We start from the raw sequence: 15,869 nt of genomic DNA, 5'->3' as shown, positions 1-15,869 counted from the left end.
GAGGAACCATGACCGCCGAGCCGACCACCGCGCACAGTTCCCGCTGGCCGGTGCCCCCGCAGGACGGATACACCGTGGACGACCTGTTCACGCTGCCCGATCTCCCGCCGCACACGGAATTGCTCGACGGGAGCTTGATCTTTGTGAGTCCGCAGCGACGTTTCCATTCCAAGACCATTGACTTGCTGATGAATGGTCTGCGCAGCAGCGTTCCGGTTGACCTGAAGGTCGAGCGTGAGATGACCGTTGTGCTGGACCGGCGCAATGGCCCCGAACCCGACGTGTCCGTTGTTCGCGCGGCAGCCGCCACCGGTCTTGAGCAGACGCGTTTCCAGGCTGCCGACGTCGTCCTCGCGGTCGAGGTGGTCTCCCCCGACTCCGAGGCACGCGACCGCGAGACCAAGCCGCACAAGTACGCGACCGCCGGGATCGAGCACTTCTGGCTGGTCGAGATGACCGGCACCGACCAGCACCCGGTGGTGCGGGTGTACGAGTTGGACCCGGTGACGAAGGCGTACGCGCTGACCGGAATCCATCACGACCGGCTGAAGACGGGTGTGCCGTTCTCCGTCGACATCGACATCTCGGCGGAGGCCCTGGCCGCGCTGTGACGGTCGGCCGGGCCGCTCAACCGGCGGTGCGGGCGACGGCGAAGATCCGGCGGAACGGGAAGACCGTGCCGTGCGGGCCTGCCGGGTAGGCGGTGCGCAGCAGGTCGCGGTATTCGGCGACGAAGGCGTTCCGGGCCCCGGGTTCGTCGGCCAGAGCGGTCAGGACGGGGCGCAGGCCGGTGCCTTTCACCCAGTCGAGGACCGGGTCCTCGCCTTCCAGGAGGTGCAGGTACGTGGTCTCCCAGACGTCCACGGTGCGTCCGGGTGCGGTCAGGCGTTCCAGGTAGTCGGCCGGTTCGAGCACGGCGTCGCCGTGGCGGAGCAGCCCGTCGAGGCGGGCGCGCCAGCGCGGGGAGCCGGCCAGTTCGCGCATGAGGACGTGACTCGGTGCGTCGAAGTTGCCGGGGACCTGGAAGGCGAGGGTTCCGCCGGGGGTGAGGGCGTCCAGCCAGTGGGGGAAGCGGTCGGCGTGGCCGGGGACCCATTGGAGCAGGGCGTTGGAGACGATCAGGTCGTACGTCTCGTCGGGCGTCCAGGTCGCGGCGTCGGCCTCGGCGAAGTCCAGCCGGGGTCCCGCGTGGGCGTGGGCGCGCTCCAGCATCTCGGGGGAGCTGTCGTAGCCGGTGATACGAGCCTGCGGCCGGCGCCGGGCCAGCAGGGCGGTGACGTTGCCGGCGCCGCAGCCCAGGTCGGCGATCCGGGGGGCGTCGTCGTGGGGCAGGGGTCCGATGCGGGCCAGGAGGTCGTGGAAGGGGCGGGTGCGGTGGTCCGCGTGGCGCAGGTACTGCTGCGGATCCCAGGTGGGTGCGGTCATGGGGTCAGGATCGACCCCCAATTATCTTGATGTCAAGACACTTGAATTCAAGAGACTTCATGTCGAGGGACCATCTACACTGATCGACATGGAGGACGAGGTCGACCGACTGGTCGCTGCATGGCGCCGCGAGCGCCCCGACCTCGACGTGGAACCACTCGAGGTACTGAGCCGCGTCTCCCGCCTGGCCCGCCACCTCGACCGGGCGCGCAGGATCGCCTTCGCGGAGCACAACCTGGAGCCCTGGGAGTTCGACGTCCTTACGTCGCTGCGCCGCGCGGGCGCCCCCTACCAGCTCTCCCCCGGCCAGCTCCTCACCCAGACCCTGGTCACCTCCGGCACGATGACCAACCGCATCGACCGGCTGACCAAGAAGAACCTCGTCGAGCGGCTGCCCGATCCGAGCGACCGGCGCGGCGTCCTCGTACGGCTGACCGCGGAGGGCCGCGACAAGGCCGACCAGTCACTCGCCGGCCTGCTCGACCAGGAGCGGGCCATCCTGGCCGAACTCTCCCGTGGGCAGCGCGGTGAACTGGCGAACCTGCTACGCCAGTTGACCGCCCCGTTCGACAACGTCCCCGGTTAGCGCGGCCGGACCCACCCCGGCCCGCCTGGCCAGGGCCACGGCAGCCAGCGTCGAGTGCACGCCCAGCTTCCCCAGCACGTTCTGCATGTGCGTACGCACCGTGTGCGGGGAGAGGAAGAGCCGCTCCGCGACCGCCTTGCGGCCCAGACCCGCCACCATGCACCGCAGCACCTCGCGCTCGCGCGGCGTCAGCGACTCCACCAGCTGCTCGCTCTCGGTCCGGTGCTTGCGCGCCGTGGTCAACTCCCGCAGGACGCCCGTCAGCAGCGCGGCGGGCAGATGCGTCTCGTCCCGCAGCACGCCCCGTATGACCGTCAGCAGGCGCTGCAGCGAGCAGTCCTTGGCGACCCAGCCCGACGCTCCGGCCTGCAGCGCGAGCGCCGCCCTGCGCGGGTCGTCCTTCTCGGCGAGCACCACCGTGCGGACCGTCGGCTGACCCGAACGCACCCCGGCCACCAGCGAGATGCCGTCCACCGGAGCGGTCCCGTTCGGTCCGCTGTCCGGTACGGGCACGGCTCGGGCGCCGCCCGTGGCCAGGATGCCCAGCTCGGCGTCGATCAGCATCACGTCGTAGCGGCGCCCCTCGGCGGCAGCGCGCTCCAGGCATCGCAGTGCGGCGGGACCACTGCCCGCGGCCGACACGTCGACGTCCGGCTCGGCGGCGAGGGCCGCCGCGAGGGACTCGGCAAAGATGCGGTGGTCGTCGACCACCAGGACTCGGATACGAGCCACGGCCACCCCCATGCTGCGTCAGCTCCTGGGGTGCCCCTGTGCGGCCTCCCCGACGGGGACGGACCTCGGCGGATACGACGCCCGGGACACAGAGGGTGAGCAGCCGTTCCACGGCCGCCGCCGTGTCCGACCGCCACCCGCCCCGGGCGTCGTATCCGACTGTCTCGTCCCCTGAATCAGCACCGGCCCCCACCGGTGCTGTGCATCAGCGTACGGCGGGCGGTCGACGGCGGAAGGCAATTCACAGAACTGACTGTCCAAGGTGTTTAGGGTGTGCTTCATGTTCCGTCTTGAGACAGAAGTAGACAAGGAACGTCGCATTCTGCTGGGCCGACGGCTGCACGACGACAACTGGGACGGATCACCTCACCTGCGATCCCTCGCCGGCACCTCCGCCGAGCACGAACTCCCTTTGGAGGTATGGCTCCTGGACGGGCAGGGAACCCTCGCCGGCGGGCTGAGCGGGCGGACCTGGGCCCACTGGCTCCATGTGGACCTGCTCTGGGTGGACGCCGGCCACCGCGGCCGGGGCCTGGGGGCGCGGCTGCTCACCGAGGCGGAGCGCCTCGCCCACGAGGGCCGGGCCTGTACCCGCTCCCGGCTGGAGACCTGGGACTTCCAGGCCCCCGCCTTCTACCGGAAGCAGGGGTACGAGGTGGTCGGCGAGGTCGAGAACTACCCGCCTGGAGTGACCGAGTTCATCCTGGTCAAGCAGCTGGACCGACCCGTCGGGCGCCCGCCGAGGGAACGGCGGGGAAGACGCCTGGGGTGGCGTAGCCGGCCGAAGTGAAGGCCTCCAGAACGGACTTGGTGACCATGTCCGCCGCGGCCTCCTCCACCAGCACGATCGCGGAACCGCCGAAGCCGCCCCCGGTCATCCTGGCCCCGAGTGCCCCGGCCCCGTTCGCCGCCGAGACCACCAGGTCCAGCTCCGGGCAGGAGACGCGCAGATCGTCGCGGAGCGAGACGTGCCCCTCGTTGAGCACCGGGCCCGCCGCGCGCACCTCCCCCGCGTCGAGCAGCGCGATGACCTGCTCCACACGGTGGTTGTCGCTCACCACATGGCGGACGTAGCGCACGACCGACTCGTCCTCGCCCGCTGCCTCCAGCGCCGCCAGTGCGGCACCGAGGCCCTCGAACGGGAGATCGCGCAGGGTGCCGATGCCGAGGGCGCGCGCCCCCGCCTCGCAGCCGGCCCGCCGCTCCGCGTACGCCCCGTCACCCAGGGCGTGCTTGACCCGGGTGTCGACGACCAGGAGCTGCAGCCCGTGCGCGGCCAGGTCGAAGGGGACCTGGCGCTGGGTGAGGTCGCGGGTGTCGAGGTGCAGCGCGTGACCCTCGGTGCAGCAGGCCGAGGCCATCTGGTCCATGACCCCGCAGGGCACGCCGACGAAGGCGTTCTCGGCGCGCTGGCCGAGCACCGCGAGCTCCGCGGCGCCGAGACCCAGGCCGAAGAGATCGTTCAGCGCGAGGGCGGTGACCACTTCGAGGGCGGCGGACGAGGAGAGTCCGGCACCGACCGGGACGGTGGAGGTGAGCTGGATGTCCGCGCCGGTGACGGCGTGGCCGGCCTCGCGCAGGGCCCAGACCACGCCGGCCGGGTAGGCCGCCCAGCCGTGGCCCGAGTGCGGGGTCAGTCCGTCGACCCGCAGCGACACCACCCCGCCCGGCACGTCGGTGGAGTGCAGGCGCAGTTCACCGTCGGTGCGGCGGGCCACGGCGGCGCGGGCGGCGTGCGGAAGGGCGAGCGGCATGACGAAGCCGTCGTTGAAGTCGGTGTACTCACCGATCAGGTTCACTCGTCCGGGCGCTGCCCAGATTCCCTCCGGGGCTCTCCCGTACAGCTCGGTGAAGGAGGCGGCCAGAGCGCTGTCGTTCAGGGGCTCGGTCATGGGGTGGTGGGCTCCTCTCGGCGGGCGAACGTCCAGGCGTCGGCGACGATTCCGGCCAGGTCGGCGCGGGACGGCTGCCAGCCGAGCCGCTCCCTGGCGGTGGTGGCGGAGGCGACGAGGACGGCGGGGTCGCCGCCGCGCCGGGGGGCCGGGGTCTCGGGGACCGGGTGGCCGGTGACCTGCCGGACGGTCTCGATGACCTCCCGTACGGAGAAGCCGTTGCCGTTGCCGAGGTTGCAGATCAGGTGCTCGCCCGCGGTGGCCGCGTCCAGCGCGAGCAGGTGGGCGTCGGCGAGGTCGGCGACGTGGATGTAGTCCCGTACGCAGGTGCCGTCCGGGGTCGGGTAGTCGTCCCCGTACACGGAGATCGACTCGCGCTGCCCGAGCGCGACCTGGAGGACCAGGGGGATCAGGTGCGACTCGGGGCTGTGGCGCTCGCCGATGCCGCCGTAGGCCCCGGCGACGTTGAAGTAGCGCAGGGAGACGGCGGCCAGGCCGTGTGCGGCCGCCTCGCCGGTGATCATGTGGTCGACGGCGAGCTTGGAGGCGCCGTACGGGCTGGTGGGCGCGGTCGGGTCGGACTCCGTGATGGGGCTGGAGACGGGCTCTCCGTAGGTCGCCGCGGTGGAGGAGAAGACCAGGGTCCGCACCTCTGCGTCGCGCATCGCGGCGAGCAGCGCGGTGGTGCCGCCGACGTTGTTCACCCAGTACTTCTCCGGGTTGACGACGGACTCGCCGACCTGGGAGTACGCGGCGAAGTGCAGCACCCCGGCGTAGGAGGAGTCCAGCCATTCGGCGGCGTCCTGGATGCGGCCCTCGATGAACTCGGCGCCCTCGGGCACCCCCTCACGGAAGCCGGTCGACAGGTCGTCGAGGACGGTCACGGTGTGACCTGCCTCCAGCAGATGCGCGGCGACGACGCTGCCGACGTATCCCGCGCCGCCCGTCACCAGGTACTTCTTACCGGGGTTGCTCACTCGCTCGCTACCTCTCGCAGTCGCTGGGCCGCGGCCTCCGGCGGCACATCGTTGATGAACACGCTCATGCCGGACTCGGAGCCCGCGAGGAACTTCAGCTTGCCGGACGTGCGCCGGATGGTGAAAAGCTCCAGGTGCAGCCCGAAATCCTCCCGTCCGTGGATCCCGAACGGGGCCTGGTGCCAGGCGGAGATGTACGGGGTCGGCGGCTCCCCGGGGCCGAAGATCCGGTCGAATCGCCTCAAGAGTTCCAGATAGATCTGTGGGAACTCTGTGCGGGCGTCGTCGTCGAGCTCCCGCAGGTCGGGAACGCGGCGGCGTGGGTGCAGGTGGACCTCGTAGGGCCAGTGCGCCGCGTACGGCACGAAGGCGACCCAGTGCTCCCCCTCCAGGACGACTCGGGTGCCGTCGGCCAGCTCGCGGGCGACGACGTCGTCGAAGAGGTTGCGGCCGGTCTCCGCGCGGTGGGTCTGCGTCGAGCGCATCATCAGCTCGGTGCGCGGGGTGACGAAGGGGTAGCCGTAGATCTGCCCGTGCGGGTGGCCGAGCGTCACGCCGATCTCGGCGCCCCGGTTCTCGAAGCAGAACACCTGCGTGACCTGCGGGTGTTCGGCCAGCTCGGCGGTGCGGTCGGTCCATGCCTCCAGGACCAGGGCGGCCTGTTCCTCGGTGAGTCCGGCGAAGGACACGTCGTGGTCGGAGGTGAAGCAGACGACCTCGCATCGGCCGGAGTCACCGGCGAGCGAGGGGAAGCGGTTCTCGAAGACGGCGACGTCGTAGTGGTCGTCGGGGATCTCGCTCAGCCGGCCGTCCCGCGAAGGGCAGAGCGGGCACTCGTCGGCCGGCGGGTGGTACGTACGCCCCTGCCGGTGCGAGGCGATGGCCACCGAGTCGCCGAGCAGCGCGTCGCGACGGATCTCCGACGACGTCGAGACGGCGTCCAGCGGCCGCAGGTCCACGGCGTCGCGGACGGTGTCGTCCGCGGCGTCGTAGTAGATCAGCTCACGGCCGTCGGCGAGGGTCGTAACCGTCTTCTTCACCAGGCTCCTCAAGGTAACCGCCCTCCAACAGAATCGCACATAACAAATCACAAGCCAACAGGCGAGTCAATGCCGCCAGTTTCTGTGATGTCGCTAGGTGTTGATGCCGCCAGACCCGGACATTCCGCCCCGCCCGATCACGATCAAACAAAGAACGCCACTCAAACTGTTCAGTTTCTGAACACAAAGGCGTAGGTTCCGACGGGTTCAGTTCGGCAACGAAGCGAGTACCCCCCATGCAATATCTGGCCGAAGGGCTCCGGCTCCCCACGAACGGGCTCGATTACACAATCCTGGCGATCTACTTCGTCGTGGTGCTCGGCATCGGCTTCGCCGCCCGGGCCAGTGTGAAAACGAGCCTCGACTTCTTCCTCTCCGGACGGTCACTGCCCGCCTGGGTGACCGGTCTGGCCTTCGTCGCGGCGAATCTCGGGGCCACCGAGATCCTCGGCATGGCGGCGACCGGCGCGCAGTACGGTGTCGCGGTCGTCCACTGGTACTGGATCGGCGCCATCCCGGCCATGGTCTTCCTCGGCCTGGTGATGATGCCCTTCTACTACCGGTCGAAGGTCCGATCCGTACCCGAGTACCTGCTCCAGCGCTTCGACAGGTCGGCGCACCTGCTGAGTTCCATACTCTTCGCCTTCGCGGCGATCCTGATCGCGGGCGTGAACCTCTACGCCCTGTCGATCGTCGTGGAGGCGCTGCTGGGCTGGGACCGCGGGGTCGCGATCGTCGTCGCCGGCGTGTTCGTCCTGCTCTACATCACCATCGGCGGTCTCTCCTCGGCGATCTACAACGAGGTGCTGCAGTTCTTCGTCATCCTCGCCGCGCTGATCCCGCTCACCCTGCTCGGCCTCAAGCGCGTCGGCGGCTGGGACGGGCTGACCGGGTCACTGGAGAAGAGCCACGGCGGGGACTTCCTCTCCGCCTGGGGCGGTACGGGCATCGGTGACGCCAACCCGCTCGGCGCCAACTGGCTGACGATCATCCTCGGCCTCGGCTTCGTGCTCTCCTTCGGCTACTGGACCACCAACTTCGCCGAGGTGCAGCGCGCCCTGTCGGCCAAGAACCTCTCGGCGGCCAAGCGCACCCCGCTCATCGCCGCGTACCCGAAGATCTTCATCGTCTTCGCCGTGATGATCCCGGGCCTGGTCGCCGCCGCCGTCTTCCCGGAGATCGGTACGCCCGGTTCGGACCTGACGTACAACGACGCCATCCCGCTGCTGATGCGGGAGCTCCTGCCCAACGGTGTGCTCGGCATCGCGGTGACCGGTCTGCTGGCCGCGTTCATGGCCGGGATGGCCGCCAACGTGTCCTCGTTCAACACGGTGTTCACGACGGACATCTGGGCGCGGTACGTGGTCAAGGACAAGCCCGACGCGTACTACCTGCGCTTCGGCCGGGTGATCACCGCGGTGGGTGTGCTGGCCTCCATCGGCACGGCGTTCATCGCCGCCGGCTTCTCCAACATCATGACGTACCTGCAGACGCTGTTCTCGTTCTTCAACGTTCCGATGTTCGTGGTCTTCATCATCGGAATGTTCTGGAAGCGCGCCTCGATGAAGTCCGGTGTCTGGGGCCTCGTCGCGGGCACGACGGCCGCGATGGTCAACTACTTCGTCATCTACAAGCAGGGCATCATCGACATCCCGACCGACCAGGGCGCCAACTTCGTCTCCGCGATCGTCGGATTCGTCGCCGGTGCGGTCGTCATGGTCGCCGTCACGCTCTTCACGGCGCCCAAGCCGGAGGCCGAACTGGCCGGTCTGGTGTACGGCACCGAGCCCCCCGACGCGGACGAGGTCCCGGAGGAGGGCGACAGCGCCTGGTACCGCAGTCCCGCTCTCCTGGGCTGGGGCGCGATCGTCCTCGCCGCCCTGTGCTACCTGCCCTACTCGCTCTGATCGGAGGCACTCACCATGTCCGACCTGCACAAGGAAGTCTCCGAGCTGGAGCGCAAGTCCGCGACCGCGGCCCGGCTCTTCGACATCCGGCGGATCATCGGCGGTCTCTTCGTGGTCTACGGATTGATCGTCACCATCGCCGGCGTCAACCCGTCCGAGGCCGACCTGAAGAAGGCCGAGGGCGTCCACATCAACCTCTGGACCGGCCTGGCCATGCTGGCCCTCGGGATCTTCTTCCTGGCCTGGATGAAGCTGCGTCCGGCCCAGGTGCCGGACGAGGCCCCCGGTACGCCGGAGAGCTGACCGCGACACCCTTGCGGGGGCCGGACCGTCATGCGTTCACGCGAGGCCGTCCGGCCCCTGCGGCATTCCCGCCGTCGCCCGGTCCAGCAGTCCGGTACGGGCCGCGAGCGCCGCGGCCTCCAGCCGGGAGCCGACGCCCAGCTTCATCAGGACCCGCTGCACATGCGTGCGCGCGGTGCTCGGCGCGATCCCCATCCCGGCCGCGATCAGCCGGGTGTCCTCGCCCTCGGCGACCCGCACCAGCACCTCGACCTCGCGCGGGGTGAGCATCTGCAGCAGCCGCTGCCCCTCGTCGTCCGGCTGGACCGCCGGGTGGAGCAGCTCGGCGAACGCGCCCCGCAGGAGCTGCGGGACGACCGCGGCCTCCCCCGCACGGGCCTTGATCATCGCGCGCTCGACGCCTTCTATGCGTTCGTCGTGGCGGACGTAGCCGACGGCCCCGGCGGCGAAGGCCGCCGCGATCCCGCGCGGGCTCGGCACCGGGCCGAGCACCACGACGGCCACCTGCGGGCGCTCCCGCCCGATCCGCACGATCGGGTCGAAGGTGCCCGGTTCGGCAGGTGTCGCCGTACCGAACAGGCAGACCTCCGGTGCCCTGCTGACCACCAGTTCGGCGGCCCCGGACGTCGGCGCCGCTGCCGCGAGCACCCGGTGCCCGCGCAGTTTCAGCGCCGAGGCCAGCGCCTCGGCGAGCAGACGGTGATCATCGATCACCATGAGCCGCACGCCCATCGAGCAACCCCCATGTACCGCTGTATAGCCCTCGATCAGGCCCCCCGGCCCTCTGACCCGGCAAGCTACACGCTTGTTCGACGTGGCGCGCCCCTTAGAGGGCAGAAGCCCCCCAGAATGCCGAATTCTGCGTCATTCAGGGCTACTTGCCGGACGAAAACGATCGGCCCTGCCGGCTGAATGATCAACCGACAGGGCCGCTGCTCACCCGAGGACGGGTCAGCCGGTGGTGAAGCTGACGACGAGGTACTGCTTGTCGTCCAGCGTGCTCTGGCGGGGCTCACTGATCATCTTCTCGGAGATGAACAGCCGGCCCTTGTCGTAGATGTACTCGGCGTAGTACCCGCTGAACCCGGTCTCCGCGTCGCGCACCGCCTCGTCGCTCGGGTTCTCCATCAGCACGGTCTGCTTGAAGGTGGAACCGTCGATGGAGACGATCTGGCCACCCTTGTCGTACGGGGGCTCCTTGTAGGCGATGACGTTGGTGCCGTCCATGCGCAGCGGGGTCAGCGTGTACCGGTCGCCCGCGTCCGCCTTGCCGCCGACGAGCTTGCCGGTGGCCAGGTCGAAGGCGACGATCTCGTTCGTGTCGCCGTACTCGCCGCCGCCCTCGTGCTCCTCGGTCGGCACGTAGAGCCTGTTGCCGCCGACGGCCAGGGACTGGCACGTCTCGACCTCGGTGGAGCCGCAGCGTCCGGCGTACTGGTCCGCGTCGGCCGAGATCCGGACGATCAGCTTGCCGGTGGCCGCGTTGATCGAGAAGAAGTCCGAGATGCCGCTGCCGTCACCGGCGGTGTCGCCGACATCGGCCGCGACGACGAGCGGCTTGGTGGAGACGATGCTCGCGTACTCCACACCGGCCGGCATGTTGTACGAGGACAGGGGGGCACCGGTGGTCGGGTTCAGCGCCTGGATGGTGAGCTGCGGGGCGTCGTAGGTACCGCACTTGCGGACCACGGCGAGGGCCTCGCCGCCGCCGTACCCCTTGTCGTAGCAGCCGTTGGTGTCGGTCTTCGGCCTCCACAGCTCCGCGCCGGTGGCGAGGTTGAACGCCGCGCCGCCGCTGGTGCCGCCCGCGGCGACCGTCGTTCCGCTGAGCGTGACCTCGCTGAACCTGATGGGCTCGTCACCGCTGGAGCTGGAGGTGACCGACTTGCTCCACATCAGCTTGCCGGTGTTCAGATCGAGGGCGCCGACCTGGTTGCACGAGGGGTACTTGTCCGCCTTGGTCGGCTTGCCCTCCTCGAAGACGATGGCCGTCTTGTAGTCCTTGCTCATGTGCCGGGAGGCGGCGCAGAGCTGGCCGGGCAGCGGAATGGACCAGAGCTTGGTGCCCTTGGCCGGGTCGTAGCCGACGATCTCGTACACACCGGTCTTCACGAACGCCTTGTCGGTGAGCCAGGAGCCCGTGACCGTGGTGGTGTCCGTGACCTTCGGCTGGGGAAGCTGGAAGCCGACCTTGGACTTGATGTCGGCCGGTGCCTTCTCGCTGCCGCCGCCGAGTCCGCTGCCTTCGCCGCCCTTGCCCTCGCCGCCGTTGGTGCCGGCCGAGGACGCCTCGTCCTTCTTGCCGCCGTCGTCACCGCTGCTGGAGGCGTAGATGACGCCGCCGCCGACGATCAGCACCACCGCGACGACCGCCGCGACGATGATCTGCATCTGGGTGTTGAACTTCTTGCCGCCGTTGCCGCCCGGCTGCGGTGCCAGGTACTGCGGCTGCATCGGGGCGGTCGGGTAGCCGTATCCCTGCTGCGGGGGCATGCCGGGCTGTCCGGGCGGCGGTCCCTGCGGGAAGCCGTACCCGGGCTGTCCCGGCGGCGGGGCCTGCGGGAAGCCGTACCCGGGCTGTCCCGGCGGCGGGGCCTGCGGGTATCCGTACGCCGGGTTCTGCGGCGGCTGTCCGGGCGGTGTCTGGGGGGTGCCGTAGCCACCGCCGGGCGGGGGCGGCGGGCTTCCGTAACCACCCGCGGGCGGGGTCGGCGGTGCGGCCGGAGGCTGCTTGGAGAAGCCGTCGGAGGGCGGCGGCGTCGGCGCGGCGAATCCGCCGGGAGGCGGGTCCTGCGGGGCGCCGAATCCGCCCTGGGGCGGATCGTTGGGCGGGGGCGGCTGCGTCATGGCGTACGTACCTCTGAGGAGTCTGTGGGGAGGGGGCTGCGGGTGCGGCGGGAGGGCCGGGTCCCTCGGATGCCGTCGTGATCCGTCACTTGCCGAAGGCCATCATCGTCTTCTGGGCCTTCTCCTCCTCGTCGTTCGAGGCGCTGACGCGTCCGCTGACGATGAAGGAACGGCCGCCCGCGTAAGCGATCTTCGACGTGAAGAAGGAACTTTCGATCCGGGTGGTCGAGTCCGGGTGCTGCAGAACCACCTTGGGCGCGCCGCCGGCCGGTGCGAGCGTCGCTATCGCCCCGCCCTTGTCGTACGTGGCCTCCAGGTAGAGCAGCACGTTGCCGCCCTCCATGCGCAGCGGCTTCATGACGCGCTCGGCAGGAGCCGCCGCCTTCCACTTGGGCTTGCCGGTGTTCAGGTTGAACGCGACGACCTTGTTGGTGCGGCTCGTGCCGCTGGTGTCGTCCTCGGTCGCCATGTAGAAGGTGTTGGCGTCGGCCGCGACACCGGTGCAGCCCTCGAGCTGCTCACCGAAGATCGCGAAGTCGTGGCCGCAGTCGACCGAGAACTTGTCCTCCTTGTCCCCGACCAGCTGGGAACGGAGCGTGCCGTTCTCCTTGATGGCGAGGATGGACCACTTCTTCTCCTCGCGCTTGGTCAGCGAGACGACGAGCGGGCTCACCGAGTAGACCTTGTCGACCTCCCAGCCGCGCTGGGGCTTGTACGTCCACTTGGGCTTCCCGGTGGCCGGGTCGATCTCCTGGACCTGGTGCTGCGGGTTGTCCAGGTCCTCGGTGCGGCAGCTGGACGCCGCGATCAGCTTGGCCCCGCCGGCGAACGCGAACGGCTGGCAGTTGCCCGCCTGCTTGCCGAACAGCTCCTTGCCGTCGCTGACCCGGTAGCCGTTGGAGTTGCTGGTGCGGCCGACGGTCACGGTGTCACCGCTGATCGCCAGGCCGATGTCGGACATCAGGTCCCAGGTGCTGTTCTTCGTGATCGCCTTCTTCCAGCCGGGCTTGCCGGTGTTGAGGTCGATCATCTGCAGGACCGAGCAGTCCGCCTTGTCCGTGGTGCCGTTCTTGACGCCGATGACGATCTTGCCGTCGGTGGTGGCCGTGCCGGGCGCCGCGCACATGTCGGCGGGCAGCGGAAGGGTCCACTTCTGCTTGCCGTCGGCGGCCGAGTAGCCGGAGACCGTGCGGTACATGCCCTTGACGACGGTGTCGCCCACGATCCACGGTCCGTATACGTCGGCGCCGTTGCGCGGGAGGTCGACGTCGTTCGTCGTCAGCCAGAGGACCTTCGCCTCACCGGGCTTGCGCCCGGCGTTCAGGTCGTCGTCGACCTCGCGGCCGTCGCCGTTGCCGTCACCCTCGTCGACGGTGGGCGAGGCGGTCGGCCCGGCGGGCCCGGTGCTCTCCTTGGCGACGGGCTTCTTGTCGTCGTCGCTGCCGCTCGCGGCGAACCAGACGCCACCGCCGACGACCAGCAGCGCGGCCACGGCCGCGCCGATGATCATCGCGGGCTTCCCCTTGAAGGGGTTGCCGCCGGAGCCGCCGGGAGCGGGCGCACCGGGGTACTGCTGCTGCGGGTAGCCGTAGCCGCCGGGCTGCGTCGGCTGGCCGTAGGGGCCCGGCTGCTGGCCGTACGGACCGGGCTGCTGGGCGTACGGGCCGGACTGCGCGCCGTACGGGCCGGGCTGCTGGGTGTACGGGCCGGGGGCCTGCGGGTAGCCGTAGCCGGGGGCGCCGGCCGGTGCCTGCGGGTAGCCGTAGCCCGCTCCGCCCGGGGGCGGCGTCTGCGGGGGAGCCGGCGGCATCTGCGGCGGGGCGGCGGGCGGCGGCGTCTGGGGCGGGGACGGCTGGTCCTGGGGCGGCCGAGGAGTTCCCTGCGGCGGCTCCTGCGGAGACCCGAAGCCTCCCTGCGGCGGTTGCTGGCTGGGCGGCTGGGTCATCAGCACGTCCCCCTTCGTGCGGTGCGGTCCGGTGCCCGGTTCGTTCTCCCCCGCGATTCCGCTGGGCTGAATTCCCCTCGGAAAGGAGCGAATCGGGCATGGCTTCCGCGGCTTTACGACAGTCGAGCGGGGCTTCTTTGTACCACCCGCAAGACATCGAACAGGGGATCGGTCCACCCCCTGTTCCCAAGGGAGAACCGGCCCGTGATGCCGTCGTTACGCGCCTGCCCGGGCCGTTCGGGGCAGGCGTCACAGACGTTGCGTCAACTTGCCCCGTCGCGGGCGCCTTTCACGGACCCTGCGCGTTTTGCGCGGTACCGCTGCGTGACGACCCGGCCCGGCACGCACACGGAACCCTCACTTGCCGAAGACCATCAGGGCCGTCTGCGCCTTCTCCTCCTCGTCCTCGTCCGAGCTGATCCGGCCCGGCAGGAGGAAGGAACGGCCCCCCGCACAGGCGGCCTTCGGCGCGAAGATCAAGGACTCCGTCGGGGCTCCCGACGCCGGGTGCTTCAGCAGCATCCTGGGCGCACCCCCGGTCGGCGCGATCAGGGCGATCCCGCCGCCCTTGCTGTACGAGGCCCTCACGTGGATCAGTACGTCGGTGCCCTCCATGCGCAGCGGCCACATGACCTGGTTGTCCGGCGCGGGCGCCTGCCACACGGTCCGGCCGGTGGCCAGGTCGAAGGCGACGACCTTGTTGGTCATGGCCTTCGCGGTGCTCAGCGACTCGGTCGACAGGTAGAGCCGCTCCTCGTCGGCCGCGGCCCCGACGCAACCGTCGAGGTTGCTGCCCGACTCCACGGACTCCTCACTGCACCTCGCGGTGTAGTTCTCGGTGCGGCCGACCAGTTGGGAGCGGTAGGTGCCGTCCTCATTCAGTACGACGACGGCCCACTGCTCGTCCTTCTTGATCGAGATGACGAGCGGGCTCGACGAGTACACGTGCGCGACCTGCCAGCCGGCCTTGACCTCGTACGTCCATTTCGCCGCTCCGGTGGCCGGGTCGACCTCCTGGACCTGCTGACGGACGGGGTCGACGGGCTCGGCCTGGCAGCTGACGGCGCCGATCATCCTGGGGCCGCTCGTGTAGGCGAACGGCTGGCAGACACCTTCCCGTTTGCCGAACAGCTTCTTGCCGTCACTGATCCGGAACGCGTCCGTGTTGCTGGTCCGTCCGAAGGTCACCGTGTCCCCGTTGACCGACATCGCGACGTGCGACAGCCCGTCCTGGATGTCGGTGCGGTCGACGGTCTTCTTCCAGCCCGCCTTGCCGGTGCGCAGGTCGATCATCTGCAGGACCGAGCACTCCGCCTCCTGCTCCGAGACGTTGCCCTCGATGCCGACGACGATCTTGCCGTCGGCGGTGGGCAGCGTCGGTGCCGCGCAGAGGTCGGTGGGCAGCTTCAGGGTCCACTTCTCGGACCCGTCGGCCACCGAATAGCCGGAGACCGAGCGGAAGATGGCCTTGACGACCGTGTCGCCCGCGAACCACGGGCCGTACTGCTCGTCCCCGTACTGCGGCAGGTCGATCCCGCTCTCCCGGATCCACAGCACCTTCGCCTCGCCGGGCTTGCGCCTGGCGTTGAGGCCGGCGGCGGTCGGAGCATCGCTCCTTCCGTCCTCCTTGCCCGTCGTGGGCGAACCGCTCGGCTTCGCGTCTCCCCCGCCCGAGACGTGCTTCTTACCGCTCCCGCCGTCGCCGCTCGTGGCGAACCAGACGCCCCCGCCGACGAGCAGCAGTACGGCGAGCACGGCCCCGATGACCGGAGCGGGCCTGCCCTTGAACGGTCCGCGACCGGACCCGGATCCGCCGGGGCCCTGCCCGGGAGGCTGCGGGTGCGGTCCGGGCTGCTGGGCGTAGGGCCCCGGCTGCTGGGCGTAGGGCCCCGGCTGCTGGGCGTACGGGCCGGGCCCGGCCCCGTACGAGCCGGGCTGCTGGGCATACGGCCCGGGCTGCTGCCCGTACGGTCCCGGCCGACCACCCGGTGCGCCCGCTGCGGGCGGGTAGCCGTACCCCGGCGGGGACGCAGATGGCGGCGTACCCGGCGAAGGGTCGTACGGTGCGCCGAAGCCCCCCTGCGGCGGTTGCTGGCCGGGCGGCTGGGTCATTCGGCACGTCCCCCTTCGAGCGGCACGGCTACCGCAAGGTCACAACGATTCGCGCGGGCCTACTTTCTACCATCAGCCCCACGCGCCCCTGCCGCCCCACCTG

The 15,869-nt window shown here is 70.1% G+C and carries 13 protein-coding genes and 1 pseudogene; 5 read left to right on the top strand and 9 right to left on the bottom strand.

Annotated features, from left to right (window positions below):
* Positions 1–8 precede the first annotated feature (8 nt).
* Positions 9–611, top strand: coding sequence for a Uma2 family endonuclease (locus OG844_RS30410; RefSeq protein WP_406394580.1), 603 nt, complete (start codon positions 9–11; stop codon positions 609–611).
* A 16-nt stretch (positions 612–627) separates the two neighbouring features.
* On the opposite strand, the gene OG844_RS30405 is transcribed toward OG844_RS30410, so the two are convergent.
* The gene (locus OG844_RS30405) at positions 628–1,425 is read right to left on the bottom strand and encodes a trans-aconitate 2-methyltransferase (RefSeq protein ID WP_406394578.1); all 798 of its coding nucleotides are present in this window, start codon (positions 1,423–1,425) and stop codon (positions 628–630) included.
* Positions 1,426–1,513: 88 nt separating this feature from the next.
* On the opposite strand from OG844_RS30405, the gene OG844_RS30400 reads away from it, so the two are divergent.
* Positions 1,514–2,011, top strand: a complete 498-nt coding sequence (locus tag OG844_RS30400) for a MarR family transcriptional regulator (RefSeq protein WP_351168848.1) — start codon at positions 1,514–1,516, stop codon at positions 2,009–2,011.
* On the opposite strand, the gene OG844_RS30395 is transcribed toward OG844_RS30400, so the two are convergent.
* The gene (locus OG844_RS30395; protein WP_406394576.1) at positions 1,970–2,743 is read right to left on the bottom strand and encodes a LuxR C-terminal-related transcriptional regulator; all 774 of its coding nucleotides are present in this window, start codon (positions 2,741–2,743) and stop codon (positions 1,970–1,972) included. The two genes, OG844_RS30400 and OG844_RS30395, sit on opposite strands and share 42 nt — an antisense overlap.
* 280 nt (positions 2,744–3,023) lie before the next feature.
* Here OG844_RS30395 and OG844_RS30390 point away from each other — a divergent pair.
* Positions 3,024–3,461, top strand: a pseudogene (locus OG844_RS30390) (GNAT family N-acetyltransferase); the annotation flags it as partial.
* Here the strand turns inward: OG844_RS30390 and galK are convergent.
* From galK to galT, 3 genes are read right to left on the bottom strand one after another with little or no spacing between them, the layout of a single operon-like run.
* Positions 3,451–4,635 carry a galactokinase gene (gene galK / locus OG844_RS30385; RefSeq protein ID WP_406394574.1) on the bottom strand — a complete coding sequence of 395 codons (1,185 nt, stop codon included), beginning with the start codon at positions 4,633–4,635 and terminating at the stop codon, positions 3,451–3,453. The pseudogene OG844_RS30390 and the gene galK sit on opposite strands and share 11 nt — an antisense overlap.
* Positions 4,632–5,612 carry a UDP-glucose 4-epimerase GalE gene (galE, locus tag OG844_RS30380; RefSeq protein WP_406394573.1) on the bottom strand — a complete coding sequence of 327 codons (981 nt, stop codon included), beginning with the start codon at positions 5,610–5,612 and terminating at the stop codon, positions 4,632–4,634. Before galE ends, galK begins: the two co-directional genes overlap by 4 nt.
* Positions 5,609–6,652, bottom strand: coding sequence for a galactose-1-phosphate uridylyltransferase (galT, locus tag OG844_RS30375; protein WP_406394571.1), 1,044 nt, complete (start codon positions 6,650–6,652; stop codon positions 5,609–5,611). The genes galE and galT overlap by 4 nt, the downstream gene beginning before the upstream one ends.
* A 236-nt stretch (positions 6,653–6,888) precedes the next feature.
* Between galT and OG844_RS30370 the strand changes: the two genes are divergently transcribed.
* Both OG844_RS30370 and OG844_RS30365 read left to right on the top strand, forming a co-directional pair.
* Positions 6,889–8,559 carry a sodium:solute symporter family protein gene (locus OG844_RS30370; protein WP_406394570.1) on the top strand — a complete coding sequence of 557 codons (1,671 nt, stop codon included), beginning with the start codon at positions 6,889–6,891 and terminating at the stop codon, positions 8,557–8,559.
* A 15-nt stretch (positions 8,560–8,574) separates the two neighbouring features.
* Positions 8,575–8,862 carry a hypothetical protein gene (locus tag OG844_RS30365; RefSeq protein WP_406394569.1) on the top strand — a complete coding sequence of 96 codons (288 nt, stop codon included), beginning with the start codon at positions 8,575–8,577 and terminating at the stop codon, positions 8,860–8,862.
* Positions 8,863–8,898: 36 nt separating this feature from the next.
* Here OG844_RS30365 and OG844_RS30360 read toward each other — a convergent pair whose 3' ends face one another.
* From OG844_RS30360 to OG844_RS30345, 4 genes are all read right to left on the bottom strand, one after another.
* On the bottom strand, positions 8,899–9,594 hold the full coding sequence (locus tag OG844_RS30360; protein ID WP_406394568.1) for a LuxR C-terminal-related transcriptional regulator: 696 nt from the start codon (positions 9,592–9,594) through the stop codon (positions 8,899–8,901).
* Positions 9,595–9,813: 219 nt separating this feature from the next.
* Positions 9,814–11,709 carry a PQQ-binding-like beta-propeller repeat protein gene (locus OG844_RS30355; protein ID WP_406394566.1) on the bottom strand — a complete coding sequence of 632 codons (1,896 nt, stop codon included), beginning with the start codon at positions 11,707–11,709 and terminating at the stop codon, positions 9,814–9,816.
* Between the two features lie 85 nt (positions 11,710–11,794).
* Entirely contained in the window at positions 11,795–13,654 is a 1,860-nt protein-coding gene (locus OG844_RS30350; RefSeq protein WP_406394565.1) for a PQQ-binding-like beta-propeller repeat protein, read from the bottom strand.
* A gap of 357 nt (positions 13,655–14,011) precedes the next feature.
* Entirely contained in the window at positions 14,012–15,766 is a 1,755-nt protein-coding gene (locus OG844_RS30345; RefSeq protein ID WP_406394563.1) for a PQQ-binding-like beta-propeller repeat protein, read from the bottom strand.
* Positions 15,767–15,869: the final 103 nt, after the last annotated feature.

The sequence above is a fragment of the Streptomyces sp. NBC_00887 genome (genome assembly GCF_045207585.1).
This window is presented reverse-complemented; position numbering and strand designations above follow the sequence as displayed.